22 protein-coding genes and 3 tRNA genes are annotated in these 20,578 nt (G+C 70.4%); 19 read left to right on the top strand and 6 right to left on the bottom strand.

Annotation, left to right across the window (positions count from 1 at the left end):
* The first annotated feature begins 205 nt into the window (after window positions 1-205).
* The 7 genes from ACH35V_RS11935 to ACH35V_RS11905 all read left to right on the top strand — a co-directional run bounded on the left by ACH35V_RS11935 (window position 206) and on the right by ACH35V_RS11905 (window position 8,438).
* Complete coding sequence (locus ACH35V_RS11935) at window positions 206-844, top strand: hypothetical protein (protein WP_395971979.1); 639 nt, start codon at window positions 206-208, stop codon at window positions 842-844.
* A gap of 289 nt (window positions 845-1,133) precedes the next feature.
* Complete coding sequence (gene serA / locus ACH35V_RS11930) at window positions 1,134-2,723, top strand: phosphoglycerate dehydrogenase (protein WP_395971977.1); 1,590 nt, start codon at window positions 1,134-1,136, stop codon at window positions 2,721-2,723.
* A 422-nt stretch (window positions 2,724-3,145) separates the two neighbouring features.
* On the top strand, window positions 3,146-3,841 hold the full coding sequence (locus ACH35V_RS11925; protein ID WP_395971976.1) for a (2Fe-2S)-binding protein: 696 nt from the start codon (window positions 3,146-3,148) through the stop codon (window positions 3,839-3,841).
* Between the two features lie 43 nt (window positions 3,842-3,884).
* Complete coding sequence (locus ACH35V_RS11920) at window positions 3,885-4,940, top strand: 3-isopropylmalate dehydrogenase (protein WP_395971974.1); 1,056 nt, start codon at window positions 3,885-3,887, stop codon at window positions 4,938-4,940.
* Window positions 4,941-5,169: 229 nt separating this feature from the next.
* Window positions 5,170-6,273 (top strand): branched-chain amino acid aminotransferase, encoded by a 1,104-nt coding sequence (locus tag ACH35V_RS11915; RefSeq protein ID WP_395971973.1) that lies wholly within the window; start codon window positions 5,170-5,172, stop codon window positions 6,271-6,273.
* Between the two features lie 258 nt (window positions 6,274-6,531).
* Complete coding sequence (gene cimA, locus ACH35V_RS11910) at window positions 6,532-8,109, top strand: citramalate synthase (RefSeq protein ID WP_395971972.1); 1,578 nt, start codon at window positions 6,532-6,534, stop codon at window positions 8,107-8,109.
* A gap of 47 nt (window positions 8,110-8,156) precedes the next feature.
* Entirely contained in the window at window positions 8,157-8,438 is a 282-nt protein-coding gene (locus tag ACH35V_RS11905) for a GNAT family N-acetyltransferase (protein ID WP_395971971.1), read from the top strand.
* A 27-nt stretch (window positions 8,439-8,465) separates the two neighbouring features.
* On the opposite strand, the gene ACH35V_RS11900 is transcribed toward ACH35V_RS11905, so the two are convergent.
* Window positions 8,466-9,911 (bottom strand): cyclic nucleotide-binding domain-containing protein, encoded by a 1,446-nt coding sequence (locus tag ACH35V_RS11900; protein WP_395971970.1) that lies wholly within the window; start codon window positions 9,909-9,911, stop codon window positions 8,466-8,468.
* A gap of 385 nt (window positions 9,912-10,296) precedes the next feature.
* Here ACH35V_RS11900 and ACH35V_RS11895 point away from each other — a divergent pair, with 385 nt between their 5' ends.
* Window positions 10,297-10,545 (top strand): hypothetical protein, encoded by a 249-nt coding sequence (locus tag ACH35V_RS11895; RefSeq protein ID WP_395971969.1) that lies wholly within the window; start codon window positions 10,297-10,299, stop codon window positions 10,543-10,545.
* A gap of 48 nt (window positions 10,546-10,593) precedes the next feature.
* On the opposite strand, the gene ACH35V_RS11890 is transcribed toward ACH35V_RS11895, so the two are convergent.
* Both ACH35V_RS11890 and ACH35V_RS11885 read right to left on the bottom strand, forming a co-directional pair.
* Complete coding sequence (locus ACH35V_RS11890) at window positions 10,594-11,346, bottom strand: GNAT family N-acetyltransferase (protein WP_395971968.1); 753 nt, start codon at window positions 11,344-11,346, stop codon at window positions 10,594-10,596.
* A gap of 133 nt (window positions 11,347-11,479) precedes the next feature.
* A complete protein-coding gene (locus tag ACH35V_RS11885) occupies window positions 11,480-12,367 on the bottom strand; it encodes a GntR family transcriptional regulator (protein ID WP_395971967.1) in 888 nt (295 codons plus the stop codon).
* A gap of 248 nt (window positions 12,368-12,615) precedes the next feature.
* Between ACH35V_RS11885 and ACH35V_RS11880 the strand changes: the two genes are divergently transcribed.
* The 7 genes from ACH35V_RS11880 (at window position 12,616) to ACH35V_RS11850 (ending at window position 17,415) form a co-directional block, all read left to right on the top strand.
* Entirely contained in the window at window positions 12,616-12,825 is a 210-nt protein-coding gene (locus ACH35V_RS11880; RefSeq protein ID WP_395971966.1) for a hypothetical protein, read from the top strand.
* 46 nt (window positions 12,826-12,871) lie between these two features.
* A complete protein-coding gene (locus ACH35V_RS11875) occupies window positions 12,872-13,174 on the top strand; it encodes a hypothetical protein (protein ID WP_395971965.1) in 303 nt (100 codons plus the stop codon).
* Window positions 13,175-13,454: 280 nt separating this feature from the next.
* A complete protein-coding gene (locus ACH35V_RS11870) occupies window positions 13,455-13,859 on the top strand; it encodes a DUF6292 family protein (RefSeq protein WP_395971963.1) in 405 nt (134 codons plus the stop codon).
* A gap of 179 nt (window positions 13,860-14,038) precedes the next feature.
* A complete protein-coding gene (locus ACH35V_RS11865; RefSeq protein ID WP_395971961.1) occupies window positions 14,039-14,410 on the top strand; it encodes a tol-pal system YbgF family protein in 372 nt (123 codons plus the stop codon).
* A gap of 92 nt (window positions 14,411-14,502) precedes the next feature.
* Window positions 14,503-15,933 carry a cellulose binding domain-containing protein gene (locus ACH35V_RS11860; RefSeq protein WP_395971959.1) on the top strand — a complete coding sequence of 477 codons (1,431 nt, stop codon included), beginning with the start codon at window positions 14,503-14,505 and terminating at the stop codon, window positions 15,931-15,933.
* A gap of 67 nt (window positions 15,934-16,000) precedes the next feature.
* On the top strand, window positions 16,001-16,768 hold the full coding sequence (locus ACH35V_RS11855) for a fumarylacetoacetate hydrolase family protein (RefSeq protein WP_395971957.1): 768 nt from the start codon (window positions 16,001-16,003) through the stop codon (window positions 16,766-16,768).
* Window positions 16,769-16,779: 11 nt separating this feature from the next.
* Window positions 16,780-17,415 (top strand): DUF2461 domain-containing protein, encoded by a 636-nt coding sequence (locus ACH35V_RS11850; RefSeq protein WP_395971955.1) that lies wholly within the window; start codon window positions 16,780-16,782, stop codon window positions 17,413-17,415.
* A gap of 74 nt (window positions 17,416-17,489) precedes the next feature.
* Here ACH35V_RS11850 and ACH35V_RS11845 read toward each other — a convergent pair whose 3' ends face one another.
* Window positions 17,490-18,089, bottom strand: a complete 600-nt coding sequence (locus ACH35V_RS11845; protein WP_395971954.1) for a PadR family transcriptional regulator — start codon at window positions 18,087-18,089, stop codon at window positions 17,490-17,492.
* 64 nt (window positions 18,090-18,153) lie between these two features.
* Between ACH35V_RS11845 and ACH35V_RS11840 the strand changes: the two genes are divergently transcribed.
* The 4 genes from ACH35V_RS11840 to ACH35V_RS11825 all read left to right on the top strand — a co-directional run bounded on the left by ACH35V_RS11840 (window position 18,154) and on the right by ACH35V_RS11825 (window position 19,230).
* Entirely contained in the window at window positions 18,154-18,600 is a 447-nt protein-coding gene (locus tag ACH35V_RS11840; protein ID WP_395971952.1) for a VOC family protein, read from the top strand.
* 142 nt (window positions 18,601-18,742) lie between these two features.
* A tRNA-Gln gene (locus tag ACH35V_RS11835) sits at window positions 18,743-18,814 on the top strand.
* 25 nt (window positions 18,815-18,839) lie between these two features.
* Window positions 18,840-18,912, top strand: a tRNA-Glu gene (locus ACH35V_RS11830).
* A 245-nt stretch (window positions 18,913-19,157) separates the two neighbouring features.
* Window positions 19,158-19,230 (top strand) — tRNA-Glu (locus ACH35V_RS11825).
* 96 nt (window positions 19,231-19,326) lie between these two features.
* Here the strand turns inward: ACH35V_RS11825 and ACH35V_RS11820 are convergent.
* Complete coding sequence (locus ACH35V_RS11820) at window positions 19,327-20,037, bottom strand: hypothetical protein (protein ID WP_395971951.1); 711 nt, start codon at window positions 20,035-20,037, stop codon at window positions 19,327-19,329.
* A gap of 125 nt (window positions 20,038-20,162) precedes the next feature.
* A complete protein-coding gene (locus ACH35V_RS11815; RefSeq protein ID WP_395971949.1) occupies window positions 20,163-20,555 on the bottom strand; it encodes a VOC family protein in 393 nt (130 codons plus the stop codon).
* Between the last annotated feature and the right edge of the window lie 23 nt (window positions 20,556-20,578).

Here is a 20,578-nt window from a genome sequence, read left to right as displayed (position 1 = left end):
GGGACCCCGCGCAAACACTCGTGCGACCGCCGCCGTGGCGGCATTGGGGCGGAGAGCATGAGTGGTGTGATGCTGTTCAAGAACGACGGAGAGCCACGGGCCGGAGACGACGCGGAAATCATCCCCCGCGCGCCAATGCCGCGTGCGGCCTATTCCCGGATCCGCAATGCGGGCCAAGGGACGAATTGCGGCGGGGAGTCGTGACGTGCCGGCGGACGAGGAGAAGGACGTCCGGCGCTGGGAGAGCTGCGGACAGGCATGGATCGGCGTCCTGCGGCACGTCTGGACGGCCGGCGAGGCCGGCCTCGAGGAGGGCGGCCCCATCATCGAGGGACCGCCGCTGCTGTTCGAGGTCACCTCGCTGAGCTGGGAGGACCCGATCCTGCACGAGCACGGCGACCGCGCGCGGATCGTCCGGCGGGCCCAGGAGCGCACCCGCCGCGTCGTCCGCGGGCGGTACTGGCCGCGGCTGCACGACCTCGAGGGCAACGACCAGATCCGCTGGGTCGTCGACCTGCTGCGGGCCAGGCCCTGGACGACCAGCGCGTGGATCTCGCTGACGATCCCCGGCGAGCCGGCGGACGGACTGCCCAGCCTGACGGCGCTGTCCTTCCGCATCCGCGGCTACCGGCTGATCATGACGGCGATGTTCCGGTCGCAGAACGTCTACCGCGGCTACCTGACCTACATCCCGCTTCGCGAGGTGCAGGTCCAGGTCGCCGACGAGCTGGGGCTGCCCGCCGGGCCGCTGCGCGTGTACGTGGACGTCCCGCACGTCCACGTCGCCGACGCGGAGCGGGTCGCGTGCGTCCTGCTCGCGATGCCCGAGCCCAACGCGGCCTGACCGCCCAGGCTCGGCCCTGCCCGGACCGCCCACGACCTGATCGCCGGCCTGGACCGGACCGGCCCGGCCTCGACCGGACCAGACCGCGGGACGCCGCAGGCGCGGACGGGGCCTCGCCCTGCGCGCATCCCGGCAAAGAAGGACTTACCGGCAGGTGTCTCCCTGCCGCGAATCGCGCCCGCCGCCGGGAGATAGACTCGACGCCTGGGGGCGAGGGCACGACGAGGTGACCCGTGACGTCACCTGCACACACTCACACGGCCATCCACTTTCCGAAGGACTGTCTGCCTTGAGCAAGCCCGTCGTCCTCGTCGCCGAAGAACTCTCCCCCGCCGGCATCGCCGTGCTGGAAGCCGACTACGAGGTCCGCCACGTCGACGGCGCCGACCGCGAGCGGCTGCTGCCCGCCGTCGCCGACGTCGACGCGCTGATCGTCCGCAGCGCCACCAAGGTCACCGCCGAGGTGTTCCGGCACGCCGCCAGGCTGCGGGTGGTCGCCCGCGCGGGGGTCGGCCTCGACAACGTCGACGTGGAGGCCGCGACCAAGGCCGGCGTCATGGTCGTCAACGCGCCCACGTCCAACATCGTCACCGCCGCCGAGCACGCGATCGCGCTGCTGCTCGCCACCGCCCGGAACGTGCCGCAGGGCCACGGCGCCCTCAAGCAGGGCGAGTGGAAGCGGTCCAAGTACACCGGCGTCGAGCTGCAGGGCAAGACCATCGGCGTCCTCGGCCTCGGCCGCATCGGCGTCCTCGTCGCGCAGCGCCTGGCCGCCTTCGACATGAACGTGATCGCGTTCGACCCGTACGTGCAGGCCGCCCGCGCCGCCCAGCTCGGCGTGAGACTCGTCACGCTGGACGAGCTGCTCCGCGAGTCCGACTTCATCACCGTCCACCTGCCGAAGACGCCCGAGACGCTCGGCCTCATCGGCGACCGCGAGCTGCGCCAGGTCAAGCCGACCGTGCGGATCGTGAACGCCGCCCGCGGCGGGATCGTCGACGAGGAGGCCCTCGACCTCGCGCTGAAGGACGGCCGCGTCGCCGGCGCCGGCATCGACGTGTTCACCACCGAGCCGATGACCGACAGCCCGCTGTTCCACCACGACAGCGTCGTGGTCACCCCGCACCTCGGCGCCAGCACCCACGAGGCGCAGGAGAAGGCCGGCACGCAGGTCGCCCGGTCGGTGAAGCTCGCGCTGTCCGGCGAGTTCGTCCCGGACGCGGTCAACGTGCAGGGCGGCGCGGTCGCCGAGGACGTCAAGCCCGGCCTGCCGCTCGCCGAGAAGCTCGGCCGCATCTTCACCTCCCTCGCGGGCGGCGTCCCCGTCCGCCTCGACGTCGTCGTCCGCGGCGAGATCGCCGAACACGATGTCAAGGTCCTCGAACTCGCGGCGCTCAAGGGCATGTTCCTGGACGTGATCGAGGAGACGGTCACGTTCGTCAACGCCCCCCTCCTCGCCCGCGACCGCGGCGTCGAGGTCACCCTCACCACCAGCGAGGACAGCCCCGACTGGCGCAACGTCGTGCAGGTGCGCGGCACGATGGCCGACGGCGGCGTCGTGTCGGTGTCCGGCACGCTCACCGGCCCGAAGCACGCCGAGCGGATCATCGAGATCAACGGGTACAACATGGAGCTCGTCCCGACCGAGCACATGGCGTTCTTCTCCTACGTCGACCGTCCCGGCATCGTCGGCGCGGTCGGCAAGATCCTCGGCGACGAGCAGGTCAACATCGCCGGCATGCAGGTCGGCCGGGACGCCAAGGGCGGCAAGGCGCTGATCGCGCTGACCGTCGACTCGGCCATCCCGCCGCAGCTCGTCGACGCCATCACCGCAGCGGTCGGCGCCGACATGGGCCGCCGGGTCGACCTCGAAGGCTGATTTTCCTGGCACGTCCCAACCCGTGGCGGTTCTCACGCGCTCCACGTCTCAGATCGTGAGATTTTCCGCCACGGGTCGGGACAGTCCGCCGCACCGGGGGTAATCTCGCAGGTAGTCATGCGGCGCTTCGTAGTAATCCTTCGCTGCCGCAGCGGGGCCTGATCATCGGCAGGCCGGCACCCGCTGCGGAGGCTCTGCCTGGCCGTGAGTCCGATCTCGGCGCCGGACCGTGCGAACCACGGCGTCCCGGCGGCCCCACTGGTCTCAGCACAGCGACACGGAGCGGATCACCATGTACGACACCCTGAACAACGCCCCCAACGACGACGCGGAAGAAGAAGCCGCCCGCGCCCTGCAAGCGGCCTTGGACAGAAGGGCCGACTAGCGTCCTCTCCTCCTTCGCACCCTGGGACACTGGGGCCATGGCGCTCGACGTGGGTTCCGCCGAGGTGGCCCGGGTGCTGGGGGAGGTGGCCCGGCTCGGGCCGTACTTCGAAATCGCCACCGGGGCGGAGGACGGCCTCGCTTGGGAGCCGTTTCCTGGCGATTCCGCTCGCCTCGTCGCGCTGACCGGGGACTACGCCCAGCGGCTCGGCACGGGAGAGCGGCGGGTGGCGGGGTCGCTGGTCTTTCAAGGGCTTGCGGCGCGGCTTTGGTCGCCGGTCGTCGCGGCGGCGGCTCGCGGGATCGTGCCCGACCTGGCCGGGCTGCGCTGGCGCTGGGCGCCGGGGGAGCCGATCGCCTTCCGGCTGGACGAGCCGTCCGGGTGGCGGGTGGACGACGCCGCCCAGGCCGCCGCACTGATCCGGCCCATGGTCGTGGACGGCCTGCTCAAGCCACTTCGCGATGCGATGTCGACCTTCGTCGGCCTCGCGGACGGCCTGGTCTGGGGCAATGCGGCCTCCGCTCTCGCCGGGAGCCTGAACGTGGGGCCGCCCGACGCGGCGCGGCGCGACGTCGTCCGGGCGCTGCTCGCGCGGGAGCCGCTGGCCGGGGCGGGGGCGTTCGGGCCGGACGGGTACGTCCGGCGGAGCTGCTGCCTGTACTACCGCGTCCCGGGCGGCGGGATGTGCGGTGACTGCTCCCTGCTGAAACGCGACGATCGTCCCGAGATGTGAGATCAAAGCCCACGCACTGAGACGTTTGCAGTAGAGTGCCCGCATGGTTTCCCGCAGTGTTCGTCTGGCCGTCATCCCGGGTGACGGGATCGGTCCCGAGGTGGTCGCCGAAGGGCTGAAGGTCCTCGACGCCGTGTCGCCGTCCAGCGGACTCGCGTTCGAGCGGACGTCCTACGACCTCGGCGCCGCACGCTGGCACCGGACCGGCGAGACGCTGCCCGACTCGGTCCTGGACGAGCTGCGCGAGCAGGAGGTCATCCTGCTGGGCGCCGTCGGCGACCCGAGCGTGCCGAGCGGGACGCTGGAGCGCGGGTTGCTGCTGCGGGCCAGGTTCGCGCTGGACCACTACGTCAACCTCCGCCCGGTGAAGCTGTTCCCGGGCGTCGTGACGCCGCTGGCGGGCGTGACCACCGAAGACGTCGACATGGTCGTCGTCCGGGAGGGCACCGAGGGGCCGTACACCGGGGTCGGCGGCGTCCTGCGCAAGGGCACCTCGCACGAGGTCGCCACGCAGGAGAGCGTCAACACCGCCTTCGGCGTCGAGCGGGTCGTCCGGTACGCGTTCGAGGCCGCCGCCGCGCGTCCCCGCAAGCGGCTCACGCTCGTCCACAAGGACAACGTCCTGACGTTCGCGGGAGAGCTGTACCAGCGCGTCCTCAAGCAGGTCGCGCAGGAGTACCCGCAGGTCACGACCGACTACCTGCATGTCGACGCGGCCACCATGTTCTTCGTGTCGCAGCCGCAGCGGTTCGACGTGATCGTCACCGACAACCTGTTCGGCGACATCATCACCGACCTCGGCGCCGCGATCGCCGGCGGCATCGGGCTGGCCGCGTCCGGCAACGTCAACCCCGACCGCACCGCGCCGTCGATGTTCGAGCCGGTGCACGGCAGCGCCCCCGACATCGCCGGGCAGGGCAAGGCCGACCCGACCGCGACGATCCTGTCCGTCGCGATGCTGCTCGACCACATCGGCGCGGGCGACGCCGCCCGCCGCGTCGAGCAGGCCGTCTCGGACGACCTCGCCGAGCGCGCCGCCCTCGGCGAGCGGTCCACGTCCCAGATCGGCGACGCGATCGCCAAGCGAGTATCCGGCTGAGGGCGCGCCTCTCTGCCGGTCAGCGGAACAGAGAAACTCCGGGCGTGCCCTCGCGGCGCGCCCGGTTTAGTGTGCGCCGTGACGAACACTCTTCCTCCCCGGGTCGCCCCGCGCCGGAGGATGAGTGGTCGGTGAAGGAGTGAGTCTGGACGAAGTACGACAATAGGGACTAGGAAGCCGCAACGGCGATGGGGCCGTGCCGGCGATCCGCGAGAGGACGAGAACCGCGATGAGCGACACCCTGGACTTCGAGATCACGCGCACGGACCGGCCCGCGACCGCCGCCGAACGCGAGCGCGTCCTGGCCGATCCCGGCTTCGGCCGGTACTTCACCGACCACATGGTCACGATCCGGTACTCCGCGGACCGGGGCTGGCACGACGCGAGACTCGAGCCGTACGGTCCGATCCCGATGGACCCGGCCAGCCAGGTGTTCCACTACGCCCAGGAGCTGTTCGAGGGCCTCAAGGCCTACAAGCAGCCGGACGGCTCGGTCGTCACCTTCCGCCCGTTCATGAACGCGGCCCGGATGAACCGGTCGGCGCGCCGGATGGCGATGCCGGAGATCCCCGAGCAGCTGTTCGTGGATGCGATCGAACTCCTCGTCCGCACCGACAAGGACTGGGTGCCCGACACCGAGGGGCACAGCCTCTACCTGCGCCCGTTCATGTTCGCGACCACCCGCGCGCTCGGCGTCAACAGCCCTGCGAACGAGTTCCTCTTCATGGTCATCGCGTCCCCGTCCGGCCTGTACTACCCGCGCGGGATCAAGCCGGTCTCGGTGTGGCTGTCGCAGGACTACACCCGCGCCGCGCCGGGCGGCACCGGCGAGGCCAAGACCGGCGGGAACTACGCGTCCTCGTTCGCCGGGCAGGCGCAGGCCGTCGCGGAGGGCTGCGACCAGGTCGTCTGGCTGGACGCGGTCGAGCACCGCTGGGTCGAGGAGGTCGGCTCGATGAACCTGCTGTTCGTCTACGGCGCCGGCACGCAGGCCCGGGTCCTCACGCCCGCGCTCACCGGGACGCTCCTCGCCGGCGTCACCCGCGACTCCATGCTCAAGCTGGCGCCCGACCTCGGCATCCCCGCCGAGGAGGGCAAGATCAGCATCGAGGAGTGGGAGGCGGGCTGCAGGTCCGGCGAGATCACCGAGGTGTTCGGCTGCGGCACCGCCGCGATCATCAGCCCGGTCGGCCGGGTCAAGGGCGCCGACCGCGAGTGGACGATCGGCGACGGCGAGCCGGGCGAGGTGTCGATGCGGCTCCGCGAGGCGCTGGTCGGCATCCAGTACGGCACCCGTCCCGACCCCTACGGCTGGGTCCACAAGATCGTCTGATTCGCGTTTCCGCAGCTCCGGTGCCGTGCGCGCCGGGGCTGCCGCGTCTCGGCGCCCACCCGCCCGTCTCGCTATCTGAGACGGATGTCCCACGAACGTGAACCATGTGGCAGACTGGCGCACATCATGCGCGACAGCCTCGTGATTATCGGCTGGCGCGCCGGCAGCAGCTAACGGGACAGCGCCGGCGCGCAGACCTCTCACGTCCGTGAGGGGTCTTTTTTGTGTCCTGGCGCAGCCCCTTGGGGGTACCACGCAATGCAAGGCGACGCTTTCCACGTTTACGACACCACCCTGCGCGACGGCTCGCAGCAGGAGGGGCTCAACCTCTCCGTGCCCGACAAGCTCGCCATCGCGCGGCACCTGGACGACCTTGGCGTGGGCTTCATCGAGGGCGGCTGGCCCGGAGCCAACCCCAAGGACACCGAGTTCTTCAGGCGCGCTCGAACAGAGCTCGACCTGACGCACGCGCAGCTCACCGCGTTCGGCGCGACCCGCCGGGCCGGTGTGCGGGCCGCCGACGACCCTCAGGTTGCCGCGCTGCGCGACTCCGGCGCGTCCGTCGTGACCCTTGTCGCCAAGAGTCACGACAGGCATGTCGAGCTGGCCCTCCGCACCACCCTGGAGGAGAACCTCGCGATGATCCGCGACACGGTCTCCCACCTGCGTGCGGAGGGCCAACGAGTCTTCCTGGACGCCGAGCACTTCTTCGACGGCTACAAGGCGAACCGCGCGTACGCGCTGGAGGCCGTCCGCGCCGCCGCCGAGGCGGGCGCGGACGTCGTCGCGCTGTGCGACACCAACGGCGGCATGCTGCCGGACGAGCTGGCCGACGTCGTCCACGACGTCGTGTCGCTCGGCGTCCGCGTCGGCATCCACTGCCACGACGACTCCGGCTGCGCGGTCGCGAACTCGCTCGCCGCCGTGAAGGCCGGGGCGACCCACGTCCAGGGGTGCGCGAACGGGTACGGCGAGCGCAGCGGCAACGCCAACCTGTTCACCGTCGTCGGGAACCTGCAGCTCAAGCGCGGGATGCCGCTGGTCTCGGACGCACAGCTCGCCGAGATGACCCGGATCGCGCACGCCGTCTCCGAGGTCACCAACATCGCGCCCGGCTCCCAACAGCCCTACGTGGGCGTGTCGGCGTTCGCGCACAAGGCGGGGCTGCACGCGTCCGCCGTCAAGGTCGACCCGGACCTGTACCAGCACATCGACCCGGCCGCCGTCGGCAACGACATGCGGATGCTGGTGTCCAGCATGGCCGGACGCGCGTCCGTGGAGCTGAAGGGACGCGAGCTCGGCTACGACCTGTCCGGCGAGAAGGCCAAGGCCGTCGTGGACAAGGTCAAGAAGCTGGAGTCCGACGGCTACACCTTCGAGGCCGCCGACGCCTCGTTCGAGCTGCTGCTGCGCGAGGAGCTGACCGGCGTCCGGCAGCGGCACTTCGAGGTCGAGTCGTGGCGGTCCATCGTGGAGCGCCGTCCGGACGGGTCCATGATCAGCGAGGCCACCGTCAAGCTGCACGCCAAGGGCGAGCGGATCATCGCCACCGGCGAGGGCAACGGCCCCGTCAACGCCCTCGACAACGCGCTGCGCATCGCGCTCGGCCGCCTCTACCCGGAGCTGGCGCGGCTGGAGCTGGTCGACTACAAGGTCCGCATCCTGGAGGGCGCGCACGGCACCGACGCCCGCACGCGAGTGCTGGTCGAGTCCGGGGACGGCGAACGCGAATGGGGCACGGTCGGCGTCGAGGACAACGTCATCGCCGCGTCCTGGCAGGCCCTGGAGGAGGCCGTCACCTACTGCCTCCTCCGAGCAGGCTACGAGGCGGGCTAACCGCTTGCCCGGGGAATTACTTCGACCCGGTGGGCATTATCGGGGGCATGAGCACCGAGATCACCGACAACGCCGGGCAGAACCGCTACGAGATCAGGCTGGACGGCGAGCTCGCCGGGTTCGTCGAGTACGAGCTGCAGGAGGGCGCCGTCGCCCTCGTCCACACCGAGGTCGGGTCCGCGTTCGAGGGGAAGGGCGTCGGCGGTGCGCTCGCCCGGGGCGTCCTGGACGACGTCCGCGCGCGGGGCCTGTCGGTGGTGCCGGTCTGCCCGTTCATCAAGCGGTGGATCGACAAGCACCCCGACTACCAGGACCTGGTCGCCGCCTGACGCCCGGCGGGCTTCAGACGGCGGGCTTCAGACGGCCCGGAGCCGCGACTCGCCGCCTTCGAGCGTGAGCCACGCCGACTGCGACGTCTCCTTCACCCGCACCCGTACCCGCGCGTAGCGGCCGGGGTCGACGAATCCCGGCGCGGACGTGATCACGGTCTCGAAGACGAAGTCGGACGTGACGAAGGCCAGGTCGGCGCCCGTGTCGGCGACCCGCTTCTTCACCGCGGGCGCGTCCACCATCCGCCGCGCCGTGATGATCGAGATGCCGGACACGCCCTTCGGCCCGCGCTGCACCGGACCGACGTGCAGCGCGGCCCGCAGCTGCATCCGGGCGGCGTCGGCGGCGCGGCGGTTGTGGCGGCGCAGCGCCACGGCCAGGTGCGCGAGCATCGGGTCGACGACCGCCTCGGTCGGCGTCGTCGGCGGGACGACGATGAGCGCGCCGTCGCCGCGGTCCTCCTGGTAGAAGTCCGCCAGGCAGAGGCCGGACGCGGTGAACGACTCGTCCAGCAGGCGGTACATGGCGTCCAGGACGTGCCTGCGGTCGGCGTCGGTGCGCGTGGGCGAGCTGAACCCGGTGATGTCGGTGATCAGGATCGTGCAGTTGCCGCCGGACCAGTCCGGCAGAGCGCGGGGCGCGGGCACCTCGGGCCGCCCGCCCTGCTCGGGCCGCTCGGCCTGCTCCGGCCCCTCGGCCTGCTCGGGTCGCTCGGGCGCCTCGGGCCGCTCGACCTGCCTCCGGTAGACCTGCCGCTCCAGGACGGCCCGGACGCGCGGATGCGCGTCCAGGAAGATCCCGAAGTCGCGCGCGCCGACCCGCAGCGCCTCGACGTCGCCCTCGGCGGTCACGTTGGCCGACCGGTCCTTGACCATCAGCGCCGCCCGCTCGCCGATCAGCTCGCCCGCGCCCCGGAACGCGAGGATCCGCTGGTCAGGGCCCTCGTCGACCCACACCCGCGTCCAGCCGGACAGGATCACGATGACCTCGGTGGCGGGGCCGCCCTCGCAGCACAGCACGTCCTCCTTGCGGAACACGTGCCGCCGCGCCAGGGCGACGAGGGTGCGCTGCTCGTCCGGCGCCAGCGACCCCCAGAAGGTCGTCCCGTCGTAGTCGGCGGCCGGCGGCGTCTCGACCATCTCCCCGGACGGGACGGCGACCGTCAGCGCCGACGCGGGCTCGGTCGGTGGCGGCTCGGGCGCCGCCTGCAGCGTCCCGGCCCGCAGGTACTGGACGAACGCGTTGGTCATGCTCACCACGGGGAACGTCAGGAACGTCAGGCCGCCGGTGATCACGGCGCCGGGCGAGCCGTCCAGCGCGTACCCCAGGACCACGGCCAGGAGCGTCGCGGGCGTGGTGACCCTCGCGCTCAGCAGGCTGGTGCCGCCCCGCGGAGCGGTGTCCCGCGAGGGCGTGCCGCCGCGGGAGGCCGTGTGCCTCCGCAGCCGCGCCCCGAATCGGTCGGTGCTCACGAAGTAGTCCTTCCCCCGGAAAGGTGCGGCGTGTGCGCCCGCCCTCCCGGCGTCGTGTCCCCACTTCTCCCCCATCCGACAGACTACGCATCGATGCATGCGATGGCCATACGAAGACTGTATAAAAACAGGTGAGTTTCTGGTATCTTGATGACAACAGTGATGCGGAGTCGAGATGGCGGAGGTTTTCCGATCGTCCGGCGGGGAACCACTAGACGTGCACCCTCAGCGTGGGGCATGGGTTTGCTGACGGAAGGCTGTATCGTTGCTGGCCGGTTGACACCCGGGCGCCTCGCGCCGGACGGACGGCGAGCCTGCCGCCCCCGGATTGGAGAATGCGCTCATGACGAACTCCCGAGCAGCGTCCGATACTTCCGGGGGAAGCATGAACGACGGCGAACCGCCCCACCGCGGCGATCCGGTTCCGCAGCCCGAACGCGTGACGATCAACCTGACCGGCAAGGCCGTCCAGTCGCTCCAGCGCCTTCAGGAGCTGACCGGCTACAACAAGACCGACTGCATCAACCGGGCGCTGATCATCGCCGGCGAGATCGAGGGCATGTCCCGCGAACCGGGCGCCGTCTACTGGCGCGAGAGCCCCGACAGCGACCTCATGCTCGTCCGCTTCGTCTGACCGCCGGCTCCCAGCCCGGTTCGGTGGCCGCAAGCGGCCAGGGCGTCGTCAGCTCCGTGATCCGGCGGGGTGCGGGAGCGAGTTCTTCGGGCCGGGGATGACTAGAGGCCCGATCGGGTGCCGAGGAACCCTGGCGAGCTGCGATTCGACGATGTGCGGGTGAGCGGCGGGCGCGGACGGTTCCAGGGGTTTCTCGAACAGGGCACCGGACGGCGTCTTGTCGCTGGTGGTGCGGACGGCGACGTCCTTGAAGCCCTGGCGGCGGTAGTAGTCGTGGAGTTCGCCGTTGTCGGTCCAGACATCGATCCGGACCAGCTCGGCGTCGGGCTGGAGTGACGCGCCCTTGCGGCCCGCCCAGTCGATCAGCTCGGTGCCGAGGCCGCCGCCCGCGTAGTCGCGGTGGATGACGAGGCGGTGGAGGTAGACGGCCTCGGTTTCGCGTTCTTCCGGCGTCCAGAGTTCCTCGTGGCCTTCCAGTTTGATGCTGACGGTCCCGATCGGGCGCGTCCCATGGAACAGGAGCCAGGTCTCCTCGTCGCGGATGGCGTCGTGGACGCGCTTCCACCGGCCGTACGGACTCGGCCACGGCCGGGCCCACTGCGTCGTGTTCTTCTTGTCCCGCAGCCAGTCGGCGGCGTGGTCGATGAGCTCGAGGACGAGGTCGATGTCGGCCTTGTCCTGCTGGGCGATGTCGGTCTTGGCCTGCTGGGCGAGGTCGGGTTCCTCCAGCCGGGCGAGGCGGATGTCGTACCTGGGGTGAGGAGCCCGACTGCGCTGGCGGGCTCCGGCTTCTGTGTCCATGTGTTCCTGCACTCCGAAAATACCGAGGCCCCGCTTCCCGGCCGGTCCTGGGGAGGAACCCGGCATCGAGATCGGTCGGGAAGGGGGCGCGTGGATAGGTCTGGGACGGCCACCGTCGTCGGACGGCGGCGCCCTATCCGCTTTCGGCGTCGGCGGCCCGCTGTGGCTTGCCCGGAGCGCCCTTGGACGCCCCCAGTCCGGGCGCCCTGAGCACGTCGTCGGGGACCTGCCCGTCGTTGTAGTGCAGCCGGGTCCGGTCGGCGGGCCAGACCGTCACGGTGAGCCGGAACGCCGTGCCGTCGGGGGAGTACGCCGTCCGGACGGCCTCGAACACCGCGTCTGCGGCGGACTCTCCCAGGCCGAAGAACCGCTTCTCGTGCTCGTTCGGCACCCGGGCCTTGATCTCGTCGTGGAAGCCGACCTCGCTGTAGCCGAGCGTCTCCTGCAGGTACGCCACGGCACCCTCCGGGATGTCACGCGGGTAGAGGAGGCGGGACGCGCCGCCGGTGGCGAAGTCGAGGGGGTAGAACGAGGTCTGCAGGGCGAGGGGGCGTCCGTCCTGGAAGAGCTCCTGGTGGCGGGAGATGAACTCGGCGTCGGCGTTGGTCTGCAGGTACCGGGCGATGACCCTGGTGCCCTCCTGCACCTCCACCTTGACCGGTGACACCGTGACCTCGCGGTCCCTGGGGACGTGGGCGTCGCGGTTGTACCACTCGCCCGACCCGGCGCCCGGCCCGAGACCCAGGTCCACGGCGGACAGCGTGACGTGGACGATGTCGGGCCGGCGGAGGACGAACGTCCCCTTCCCCTGTTCCGAGACGACGTATCCCTGCTGCTGCAAGTAGGACAGCGCGTCCCGGACGGTGTTGCGGGACGCGCTGTAGTGGCTCTCCAGATCCTTCTCGGGTGGCAGGCGCCGCCGGGAGTTCGAGCCGTCGCCCGGTGTGAGATCGCCGGACTCGATGCGACGGAGCAGGTCATCGGCTATGTCGCGCCAGCGGAGTGGGGTCGTGCGAGGCATCGGATCCGCTCCTTCCCGGCCTGTCCACCCGGCCGTGCACCCTCACCGGACGAGGAACCTGCACAGAACCGGTCTTCATGATCTGAACAAGTCGTTCCCGACCAACGTGTTTGTAATCCCTGGCAATGGTAACACTTTGAGTGAGAGACTTGTTGGTATAAGTTCACCAGCAGAGAACTCGGATAACACTAGCAGCAGGATGTCGTGGATGTGACGGATATCGGCAACCAGTCGGAGGAGGGATCAACATGACCGCTGCAGTCGTCCTGTGGGTCCTCGGTCCCGCGGCACTGTTCCTGTTCCTGACGCTCTACGTCCTCCTCATGGGCCTTCGCACGAAGGACCTGAGGTTCCGCACCCGGATGAACGCCCCGGCGCCGCCTCTCGGCCGCAGGGCGCTGTTCGTCAACGTGGTGCTACCAGCCGGAGAGCCGCCGGCGGGCGGCCCTGGCACATGATCTCCGGTCGCCGCGGGGCGGGCCGCTGACCTAAGGAGAATTCGAGGTGGAAGACAGCCGGATCGATGTGGCGCCGAGCGAGCATGCCCATCCGCTCATGGTGCTGACCCCTATCGGCGAGACCCGCTCGGTGCGGGCCGTCCGGCCCGGTGTCGACTGGCCCGTCGTGGTCGCCGGGATCGCGGTGCTGGTGGCCACGGCCGAGCTGGGACGGCGGGCGGGCGCTTCCGCGCGGATGACCGCGCTCTACTCGACGGGGGGCTGCGCCGTGGTGATCGTCGTCCCCCACCTCGTCTCCGCGGTGCCGCGCCCGCGGTTCCGCCATCCGTCCGCCATCGCGGCGCGATGAGCGATCCGTGGAGCGACTCGTGTAGCGACACGCGTCGCAAGCAGCCGAGCCGTCGGCGTGCAGGCACCCCCTGTGGCACGCCGGCGGCGTCCCGCCGCGCCCCGACGGGCCGGTAACGAGAGCGACGAACGGTACGGAAGGGAGGAATGGGGTGAAGGGGGGATTTTGCGCTGCCTTCGGCCAGATTTCTCCGCCACTGAACGGGACATAAGGGATTTTTTCCCTCATACTTCTAGGGACGGAAGTCTGCCTGGACAAGAGAAGAGAGGGACGATCTCCCGTGACCGGCCACATTCGACCTCTGCCTCACCCGGACCCCTTCGTCGAAGCCACCCGCGGATACATCACCGGCGTCGCCGACGCGCTGCAGGCCGGCGGGGTGCGGCTCTCGGACGTATGGCTCGATCCATGCGATCCGCGGGACGCGACGTTCGTCCTCGGGCTCCGCGCCCTCGTGTGGAACGAATCCGAAGGGTTCGTCCTCGGCGACTTCGTGTCGGGTGAACCCGGTGTGCGGACGGTCCTGCGCGATCCCGTCCGGCTGGGGGACGGCGTGCTGCCCGACCCGCGGTCCGTCCCCGTGCTGCTGGATGCGGGCGTCGAGGGCTCCCAGGCTCGGCCGCGCTCCTTCACCAGCGGGCACGACGGGCTGGAGGACGCGCTCGCCCGCTACTCCGTGAGCTGACCCGTCCGCTCGGAAACGAGCGTCTTTCCGCCGGTATCGGTGTCGCTACGCAGAAATTTCGCCGAAAGTCAGAAAAGCGGTGGCGGATTTCGAGCGATGCGTCGATCATGGGACCCGGATGGCACGTGTGATGGTTCCACGTGCCGTCTCTCAATTGACCGACCCGCCGGAGTGATCGCATGCCTGTCCGACCCTGGAGCCCCGAGGACCTTGGGCGTCCGACGGACGGGACGTGGGCGGACGTGGCGTTCGGCCTCGGCGAGACCTACGAGCGCGAGGGCGACCTGGAGCAGGCCGCCGGCTGGTACCGGCGGGCCGCCGAATCGGGCCGCGCGGACGCGGCGCTGCGTCTCGGCGCCGTCCTCGGCCGCCTGGCCGACGCCGACTCCGACGCCGACTCGGCCGAGGACCTGCTCGCCGAGGCCACCCGCTGGCTCAGCGGCGCGCAGGACGCCACCACCCCCGACGCCATCGAGCTGATCACCGACATGCTCAACCGGCAGCTGCGGCAGGCGGCGCGGCGCGGGCTGGAACCCGCCCCCACGGGCTGAGGCCTTTCGGACACCTCCCGGTTCGTCATGAACCGAACCGCCGTGCTCATCGTCGGACACCATGAGATCGACGACAGCGGAAGGTGGACGAAGTGAGCGGCGAGGAGCCCGGGTACGTGCCCCCGGACCACAAGACCACCGCCGAGTTCCGCGTCCCCGGAACGGTCGCGGATCCCCAGCCCGCCGCCGAGCCGGGGCCGGAGGCGACCATCGTCGACGAGCCCGTGGACGATCTCATCGACCCCGGCGTGACCTCCCAGGACGTCGCGCCGGAGGACGACCTGGGAGCGACGTTCGCCGACGTGCCGGTCGACGACCCCGAGGACGACGACGTCCAGGGCCCTGCGGAGAGCGCGGGAGGGCTCGCGGACGCGACGCTCCAAGACGTCCCGGCGGACGACCTGGAGGACGACCTGGAGGACGACCCGGTAGACGATCCGGAGGACGAGCAGGAGGATCGCGCGTCCGTCACCGTCTCCGACATTCGCGTGCCGCCGAAGGTGATGGCCTTCGAGATGCCCGGCCCGGAGGCGTCCGCTCCCGGTCAGGAGGCGTCGGCGTCCGAGCCGGTCACGGTGCCCGAGGAAGTCGAGGAGGCTCCCGCGGCCGAACAGGCGGCGATGCACGAGCAGGCGCCGCCTCCGCCCGCCGAACCGCAGGCCGCGCGGCCCGTGGTCGAGGAGGCGCCCTGGACGGAGCAGTTCGGCGCCGAGGCGGAGTCGACGAACCCCGGCGCTGCGACCCCGGCCCCCGCGCAGGCGCAAGGGCAGCCGCAGGCGCAGGCGTACGCGCCGCCGCCTTCCGCTGAGTCGACGGTGCCGCCGTCCTACGAGGCGACCGCACCGGCGATGCCGCAGGCCGCATCGCCGTCCGGGGGAGTGCCGCCGGTCGGGCCGGTCGGGCCGTCCGGGCAGTCCCGCTCACGTCGTCCGCTGCTGCTGGTCGCGCTGATCGGCATAGTGCTGCTCCTCGCCGTCGCCGCGGTCGGTGTGCTCCTTTATAACCGCGGCTCCGAGACGACGGGGAAGGCCGCGCCCGCACCGTCGTCTCCTGCGTCCGCCGCTCCGTCGTCGCCCGGCGACCCCGGCGGGCCGCCGCCCAGCGAGGCGCCCGCGACGCCTCCGTCGACCGCCGGTCCCTCGGGCGGTGTGCCCGGACAGCCGCCCGCGTCCCAGGCTCCGGCCGCGCCGAGCGTGCCGATCGGCCCTGTGCAGGACGGTGACGGCATCACGTACCAGCTCGTCCAGCAGAGCCAGGGGTACTACGAGGGCAAGATGGTCATCACGAACGACACCGGCCGGCCGATGCGGACGTGGCGTCTCACGTTCCAGGTCCCCGGCGCGGTCGTGAAGAACATCTGGGGCGCGCGGCTCGTCAGCGGCGGCTCGAGCGTCGAGATCACGAACCTGGACGGCGCGCCCGCGATCCCGCCCGGCGGGACGTGGGACGTCCAGTTCGGCGCGTCGGGCGCGACGTCCGCCCCGAAGGGCTGCGAACTCAACGGCCGGCCCTGCGGCTTCTGACCGCCGGTGCACGCTCCGTCTCAGGGTCGTCAGGGGCGTGTCCCTGGCAGGGGCTAGGCTCTCGACCATGCGTATCGCCAGGTTCTCCACCGACGACGGCATGTCCTTCGGCGTGGTGGAGGAGAACACCGTCGCGGCCATCGCGGCCCACCCGTTCGGTGATCTGACGTTCACCGGACAGCGCCTCCCGCTCGCCGACGTCCGGCTGCTCGCGCCGATCCTGCCCAGCAAGGTCATCGCGATCGGCAAGAACTACGCCGACCACGTCCGCGAGATGGGCGGTGACACGCCGCCCGCCGAGCCGGTGGTGTTCTCCAAGCCGTCCACCGCCGTGATCGGGCCGGGCGAGGCGGTCGCCTACCCGCAGAAGCTGTCCGAGCGGGTCGACTTCGAGGGCGAGCTGGCCGTCGTCATCGGCCGGATGTGCCGCGAGGTCCCGGCGTCCCGCGCCGCCGATGTCATTCTCGGCTACACGTGCGCGAACGACGTCACGGCCCGCGACGTGCAGGCGAAGGACGGGCAGTGGACGCGGGCCAAGGGCTTCGACACGTTCTGCCCGATCGGCCCGTGGATCGAGACGGAGGCCGACCCCGCCGACCTGGCCATCAGCACGACCGTCAACGGCGAGGTCCGGCAGGACTCCCGCACCTCCCTGCTGCTGCACGACATCCCGGCCCTGGTCGAGTACGTCAGCCAGGTCATGACGCTGCTGCCCGGCGACGTGATCCTCACCGGCACGCCCGCCGGCATCGGACCCCTGGAGATCGGGGACGAGGTCACCGTCACCGTGGAGAGCATCGGCAGCCTGACCAACCGCGTCGTCGCCCGGGACTGAAGGGGAGAGCCATGCCGATCGGCGGCTTCACCGACGAGGCGTTCTCGTTCTATGAGGGCTTGCAGGTCGACAACAGCAAGGCGTATTGGACGGCGCACAAGGAAACGTACGAGCGCCACGTGCGCGAACCCTTGGTCGAGCTGTGCGCCGAACTGGAGGAGGAGTTCGGCGCGGTCAAGCTCTTCCGTCCGTACCGGGACGTCCGGTTCAGCAAGGACAAGACGCCGTACAAGACGCACCAGGGCGGCCATACGAGTGAGGGGTTCTACGTCCAGGTCGACGCGGACGGGCTGATGGTCGCCGGCGGCATGTACGCCCCCACGCCCGACCAGCTCCGCCGCTACCGCGAGGCGGTCGGCTCGGACTTCTACGGCCCAGAACTCCAGAGCATCGTGGACGACCTGCGCTCCGCCGGGATGGAGATCGCGGGGGACAGGCTCAAGACCCGTCCGCGCGGCACGCCCGAAGACCATCCACGGCTGGACCTGCTACGGCACCGCTCCCTCTACGCCCACAAAGGCTGGCCCGCCGACCCGTGGATGGAGACGCCGGAGGTGGTGACGCGGGTCCGCGAATCATGGCGGCGGCTGCGTCCCCTCGTCGACTGGGGCCGGCACCACATAGGCCCACCCGACTTCACCCGCTGACCGCCCCACCGCCCCACCGCGCTGACCGCGCTGACCGCGCGGGCTGCGGTGATCGCGCGGGCTCCGGCGCGGCGTTATCCGGTGAAGGCGTCCGGTGGGACGCGTGCGCCGGTCTGCGGGGTCACGCCGTCCCAGTGCTCCACCTCGGCCAGCGCCCATTCGGCCCAGCGCAGCAGCAGCGCGTTCTGCTCCCGCAGGAACTTCGAGGGCAGCGCGATCACGGGGAGCCGATCCGGATACGGGCCGCCCTCCTCGTACTCGGCCATCCTGGCCTCGGTGATGGCGACGCGCCGCGCGGCGTCGTCCCGTATGCGGCGCAGCGTCGAGCGCAACTGTTCGAGATCGCCGTGGTCGGCGAAGGCCACCTTGAGCAGGGCCTCGAACTCCAGCACGGGTCCGGCGCCGGGCTCGTCCAGCCATTGCCGCAGGCTGGCGCGCCCCTCTTCGGTGATCTCGTAGACCGTGCTCTTGCGCCGCCCCGTGTACTCGGTGCGCGACCGGGCGAGCCCGTGCTCGACCAGCTTCTTCGGCTCCTCGTACAGGACGCTCTCCGCCCGCGGCCACACCGACTGCAGAGCGCGCTTCATCTGCTCCTTGAGCTCGTACGTCGTCCAGGGACGGACGGCCAGCAACGACAGGATCGCGAAGGACGTCGTCGTGAGTTCCCGTGGCATGGGGCTTGACGATACTCCGATCCAGAGTATCGTCGATACTCCGAACCGGAGTAAAGGAGCGCGCATGCCGCCGTCGGTCACCGGTTTCTCCCACCTCTCCCTCTCTGTCACCGACCGGGACAGGAGCGTCCAGTGGTACGGGGACGTCCTCGGCTTCACCCCGTTCTACGTGCAGGACGACGACCGCTGGCTGGAGACCATCTGCATCCTCCCCGACCGGCTGACCGTCCTCGGCCTCGTCCAGCACCGGGACGCCGCCGGCCCCTTCGACCACCGCCGCGCCGGCCTCGACCACCTCTCCTTCGCTGTCGCCGACCGCGCCGCCCTCGAAGAGTGGCACGCCCGCCTCGTCGACCTCGGCGTCACCTGTTCGCCGGTCGCCGATACGCCGTTCGGGCCCGTCCTGTGCTTCCGCGACCCCGACGACGTCCAGCTCGAACTGTTCGCCATAGAACCCACGGACCCGCCCGCGGAGTCGCCCGCCGAGTCGTCCGCAGACTCGCCTGGATGACGGCTCGCCGGGCCGGGCGGACGGGGGCTCCGGCCCGGCGAGCCGGCTGCGCCAATCGTTTTGGTCGCAGTCCCAAGGTCCTGTATTCTCATCGAGGCGCGAGCGACCCAGGCCTCAAACGGCACGGGCGCCCGTACCTCACTGGGGTATGGTGTAATCGGCAGCACGAGTGATTCTGGTTCACTTAGTCTAGGTTCGAGTCCTGGTACCCCAGCTGCGTCCGTACACAGCGGACACACGCCCCCGTCGTCTAGTGGCCTAGGACGCCGCCCTCTCAAGGCGGTAACGGCGGTTCGAATCCGCTCGGGGGTACCCCTACTCGTCGGCCCTTGGGCCGCCTTCGCCGGATCTTGTGTTTATCTGGGGGGCGACCCCCAGACCCCCGATGTGGGGGCTCCGCCCCCACGCCCCCTTGTGGTTGCGGTCGCTGCCAACGGTGCAGGCTCTTGCCAGGTGAAGCTCCTTGGTGTGGTGGGTGGAAACTCGGTCGAGGTGGGTGGTGGCGTCCGGTAAGGTGGGTGGGGTCCTCGCGGGAGATCGCGTGGGTGAACAGGCAGGCCCCCGTCGTCTAGTGGCCTAGGACGCCGCCCTCTCAAGGCGGTAACGGCGGTTCGAATCCGCTCGGGGGTACGCGAATGAAGCAGCCGCAGATCGTCTGATCTGCGGCTTTTGGGTTTGTGGCATGACCGGCCTTCCCTCGAAGAGGGAATCTGATCGCGTGTTTCCTTACGTTTCGTCGCCGCCGTTTGCCGGGACGAAGGCGGCATGAGTGACGTCACGCTCTAGCGTGGCCGCCTCGTGACCGTACGTTTCTATATCGTCCGCTCGGATGATCAGGCAGAACCTTTCGGCGCTCTCCAATGATTCGGCTAGGTCGCGGTGCCGTCGTTTCAGGAAGTGGACGGCGGCGCGGTTGGAGAGGGCGGTCTGCCCGGAAATGAGGAAGACCGGCCGAGAATCGGGGTCGGGACGGAACTTGGCCACCAGAGCGCGTTCTCGCCGACCCCGCTCGTACCGGAATTTCTCACCGCCGATCAGGAACGCCGTTGAGTCGTCGCCGTCGCCGTAGGGCAGGATGGTGACGCCGGGCAGGTGCGCGGCCAGATGTCCGCCGGTCCGCGGATTGGAGCCGCCCGACGGGCCGCCGATGCAGAATTCGGTGCTGGAGCCGTTGCCTTCCCGGAACTCCCGCGCCTGGCGGATGGCGACGGGACTGCCCAGTTCTCTCCCGAGCATCGCGATCTCGACGAGGGCGTGGACGTCGTCCTGGGCCGTGCTGCCGGTCTTGCTGTACTTGTCGTTCATCACCACGACACACGGCGCACCGCCTTCGAGCCCGAAGAAAGCGGCCTTCCGGTGCAGCGTCCGCGCGTGCTTCGCGCGGTTCAGCAGCCATACGCCTCCGCCGCTCAAGACGCTGGTCACCAGGCCGATCACGACGTTGAGCAGCGCAGCCGACATAGGTCCTTCCCAATGGCTCGCACGCCGGCCGCTCCGAGCAGGCGGGTCCCCGATTCCAGGTAAAGGCAACCCTATTGCACGACCATGTCGTCGGTTGGTGTTCAGGCGGGCCCCAGGAGGTCCCACCGATTGCCGGCTATGTCGACGAACACGGCGACCCGCCCATAGGGCTCGGTGCGAGGTGCGGTGACGAATTCGACGCCTGCGGCCTTCATCCGCCGGTGGGCCTCGTCGAAGTCGTCCACCCGGAGGAAGAATCCGACGCGGCCCGCGACCTGCTCTCCGACAGCGGCGGTTTGACGGTCGCCGTCCGCGCGGGCCAGCAGGATTCCGGTCTCGGCGCCCGGTGGACGGACGACGACCCACCGTTTGGGACGGCCGTCGCCGGTGCGCGACGGGGAATCCTCGACGAGATCGAAGCCCAGGGCGCCGGTGAAGAATTCGATGGCCCGGTCATAGTCGTCCACGACGATCGCGATCAGGTCGAGTCGCACCCCACCAGACTAGAAGGCGCCCC

This window comes from Actinomadura sp. 1N219 (assembly GCF_044326405.1).
Lineage (GTDB): Bacteria > Actinomycetota > Actinomycetes > Streptosporangiales > Streptosporangiaceae > Spirillospora.
This window is presented reverse-complemented; position numbering and strand designations above follow the sequence as displayed.

Excerpts from the sequence above, each read along its gene's own strand:
- ACH35V_RS11925 (WP_395971976.1), top strand. The coding sequence starts at position 3,146 with ATGGCGCTCGACGTGGGTTCCGCCGAGGTGGCCCGGGTGCTGGGGGAG.
- ACH35V_RS11920 (WP_395971974.1), top strand. The coding sequence starts at position 3,885 with ATGGTTTCCCGCAGTGTTCGTCTGGCCGTCATCCCGGGTGACGGGATC.
- ACH35V_RS11915 (WP_395971973.1), top strand. The coding sequence starts at position 5,170 with ATGAGCGACACCCTGGACTTCGAGATCACGCGCACGGACCGGCCCGCG.
- cimA (WP_395971972.1), top strand. The coding sequence starts at position 6,532 with ATGCAAGGCGACGCTTTCCACGTTTACGACACCACCCTGCGCGACGGC.
- ACH35V_RS11905 (WP_395971971.1), top strand. The coding sequence starts at position 8,157 with ATGAGCACCGAGATCACCGACAACGCCGGGCAGAACCGCTACGAGATC.
- ACH35V_RS11895 (WP_395971969.1), top strand. The coding sequence starts at position 10,297 with ATGAACGACGGCGAACCGCCCCACCGCGGCGATCCGGTTCCGCAGCCC.
- ACH35V_RS11890 (WP_395971968.1), bottom strand. The coding sequence starts at position 11,346 with ATGGACACAGAAGCCGGAGCCCGCCAGCGCAGTCGGGCTCCTCACCCC.
- ACH35V_RS11885 (WP_395971967.1), bottom strand. The coding sequence starts at position 12,367 with ATGCCTCGCACGACCCCACTCCGCTGGCGCGACATAGCCGATGACCTG.
- ACH35V_RS11880 (WP_395971966.1), top strand. The coding sequence starts at position 12,616 with ATGACCGCTGCAGTCGTCCTGTGGGTCCTCGGTCCCGCGGCACTGTTC.
- ACH35V_RS11865 (WP_395971961.1), top strand. The coding sequence starts at position 14,039 with ATGCCTGTCCGACCCTGGAGCCCCGAGGACCTTGGGCGTCCGACGGAC.
- ACH35V_RS11855 (WP_395971957.1), top strand. The coding sequence starts at position 16,001 with ATGCGTATCGCCAGGTTCTCCACCGACGACGGCATGTCCTTCGGCGTG.
- ACH35V_RS11850 (WP_395971955.1), top strand. The coding sequence starts at position 16,780 with ATGCCGATCGGCGGCTTCACCGACGAGGCGTTCTCGTTCTATGAGGGC.
- ACH35V_RS11845 (WP_395971954.1), bottom strand. The coding sequence starts at position 18,089 with ATGCCACGGGAACTCACGACGACGTCCTTCGCGATCCTGTCGTTGCTG.
- ACH35V_RS11840 (WP_395971952.1), top strand. The coding sequence starts at position 18,154 with ATGCCGCCGTCGGTCACCGGTTTCTCCCACCTCTCCCTCTCTGTCACC.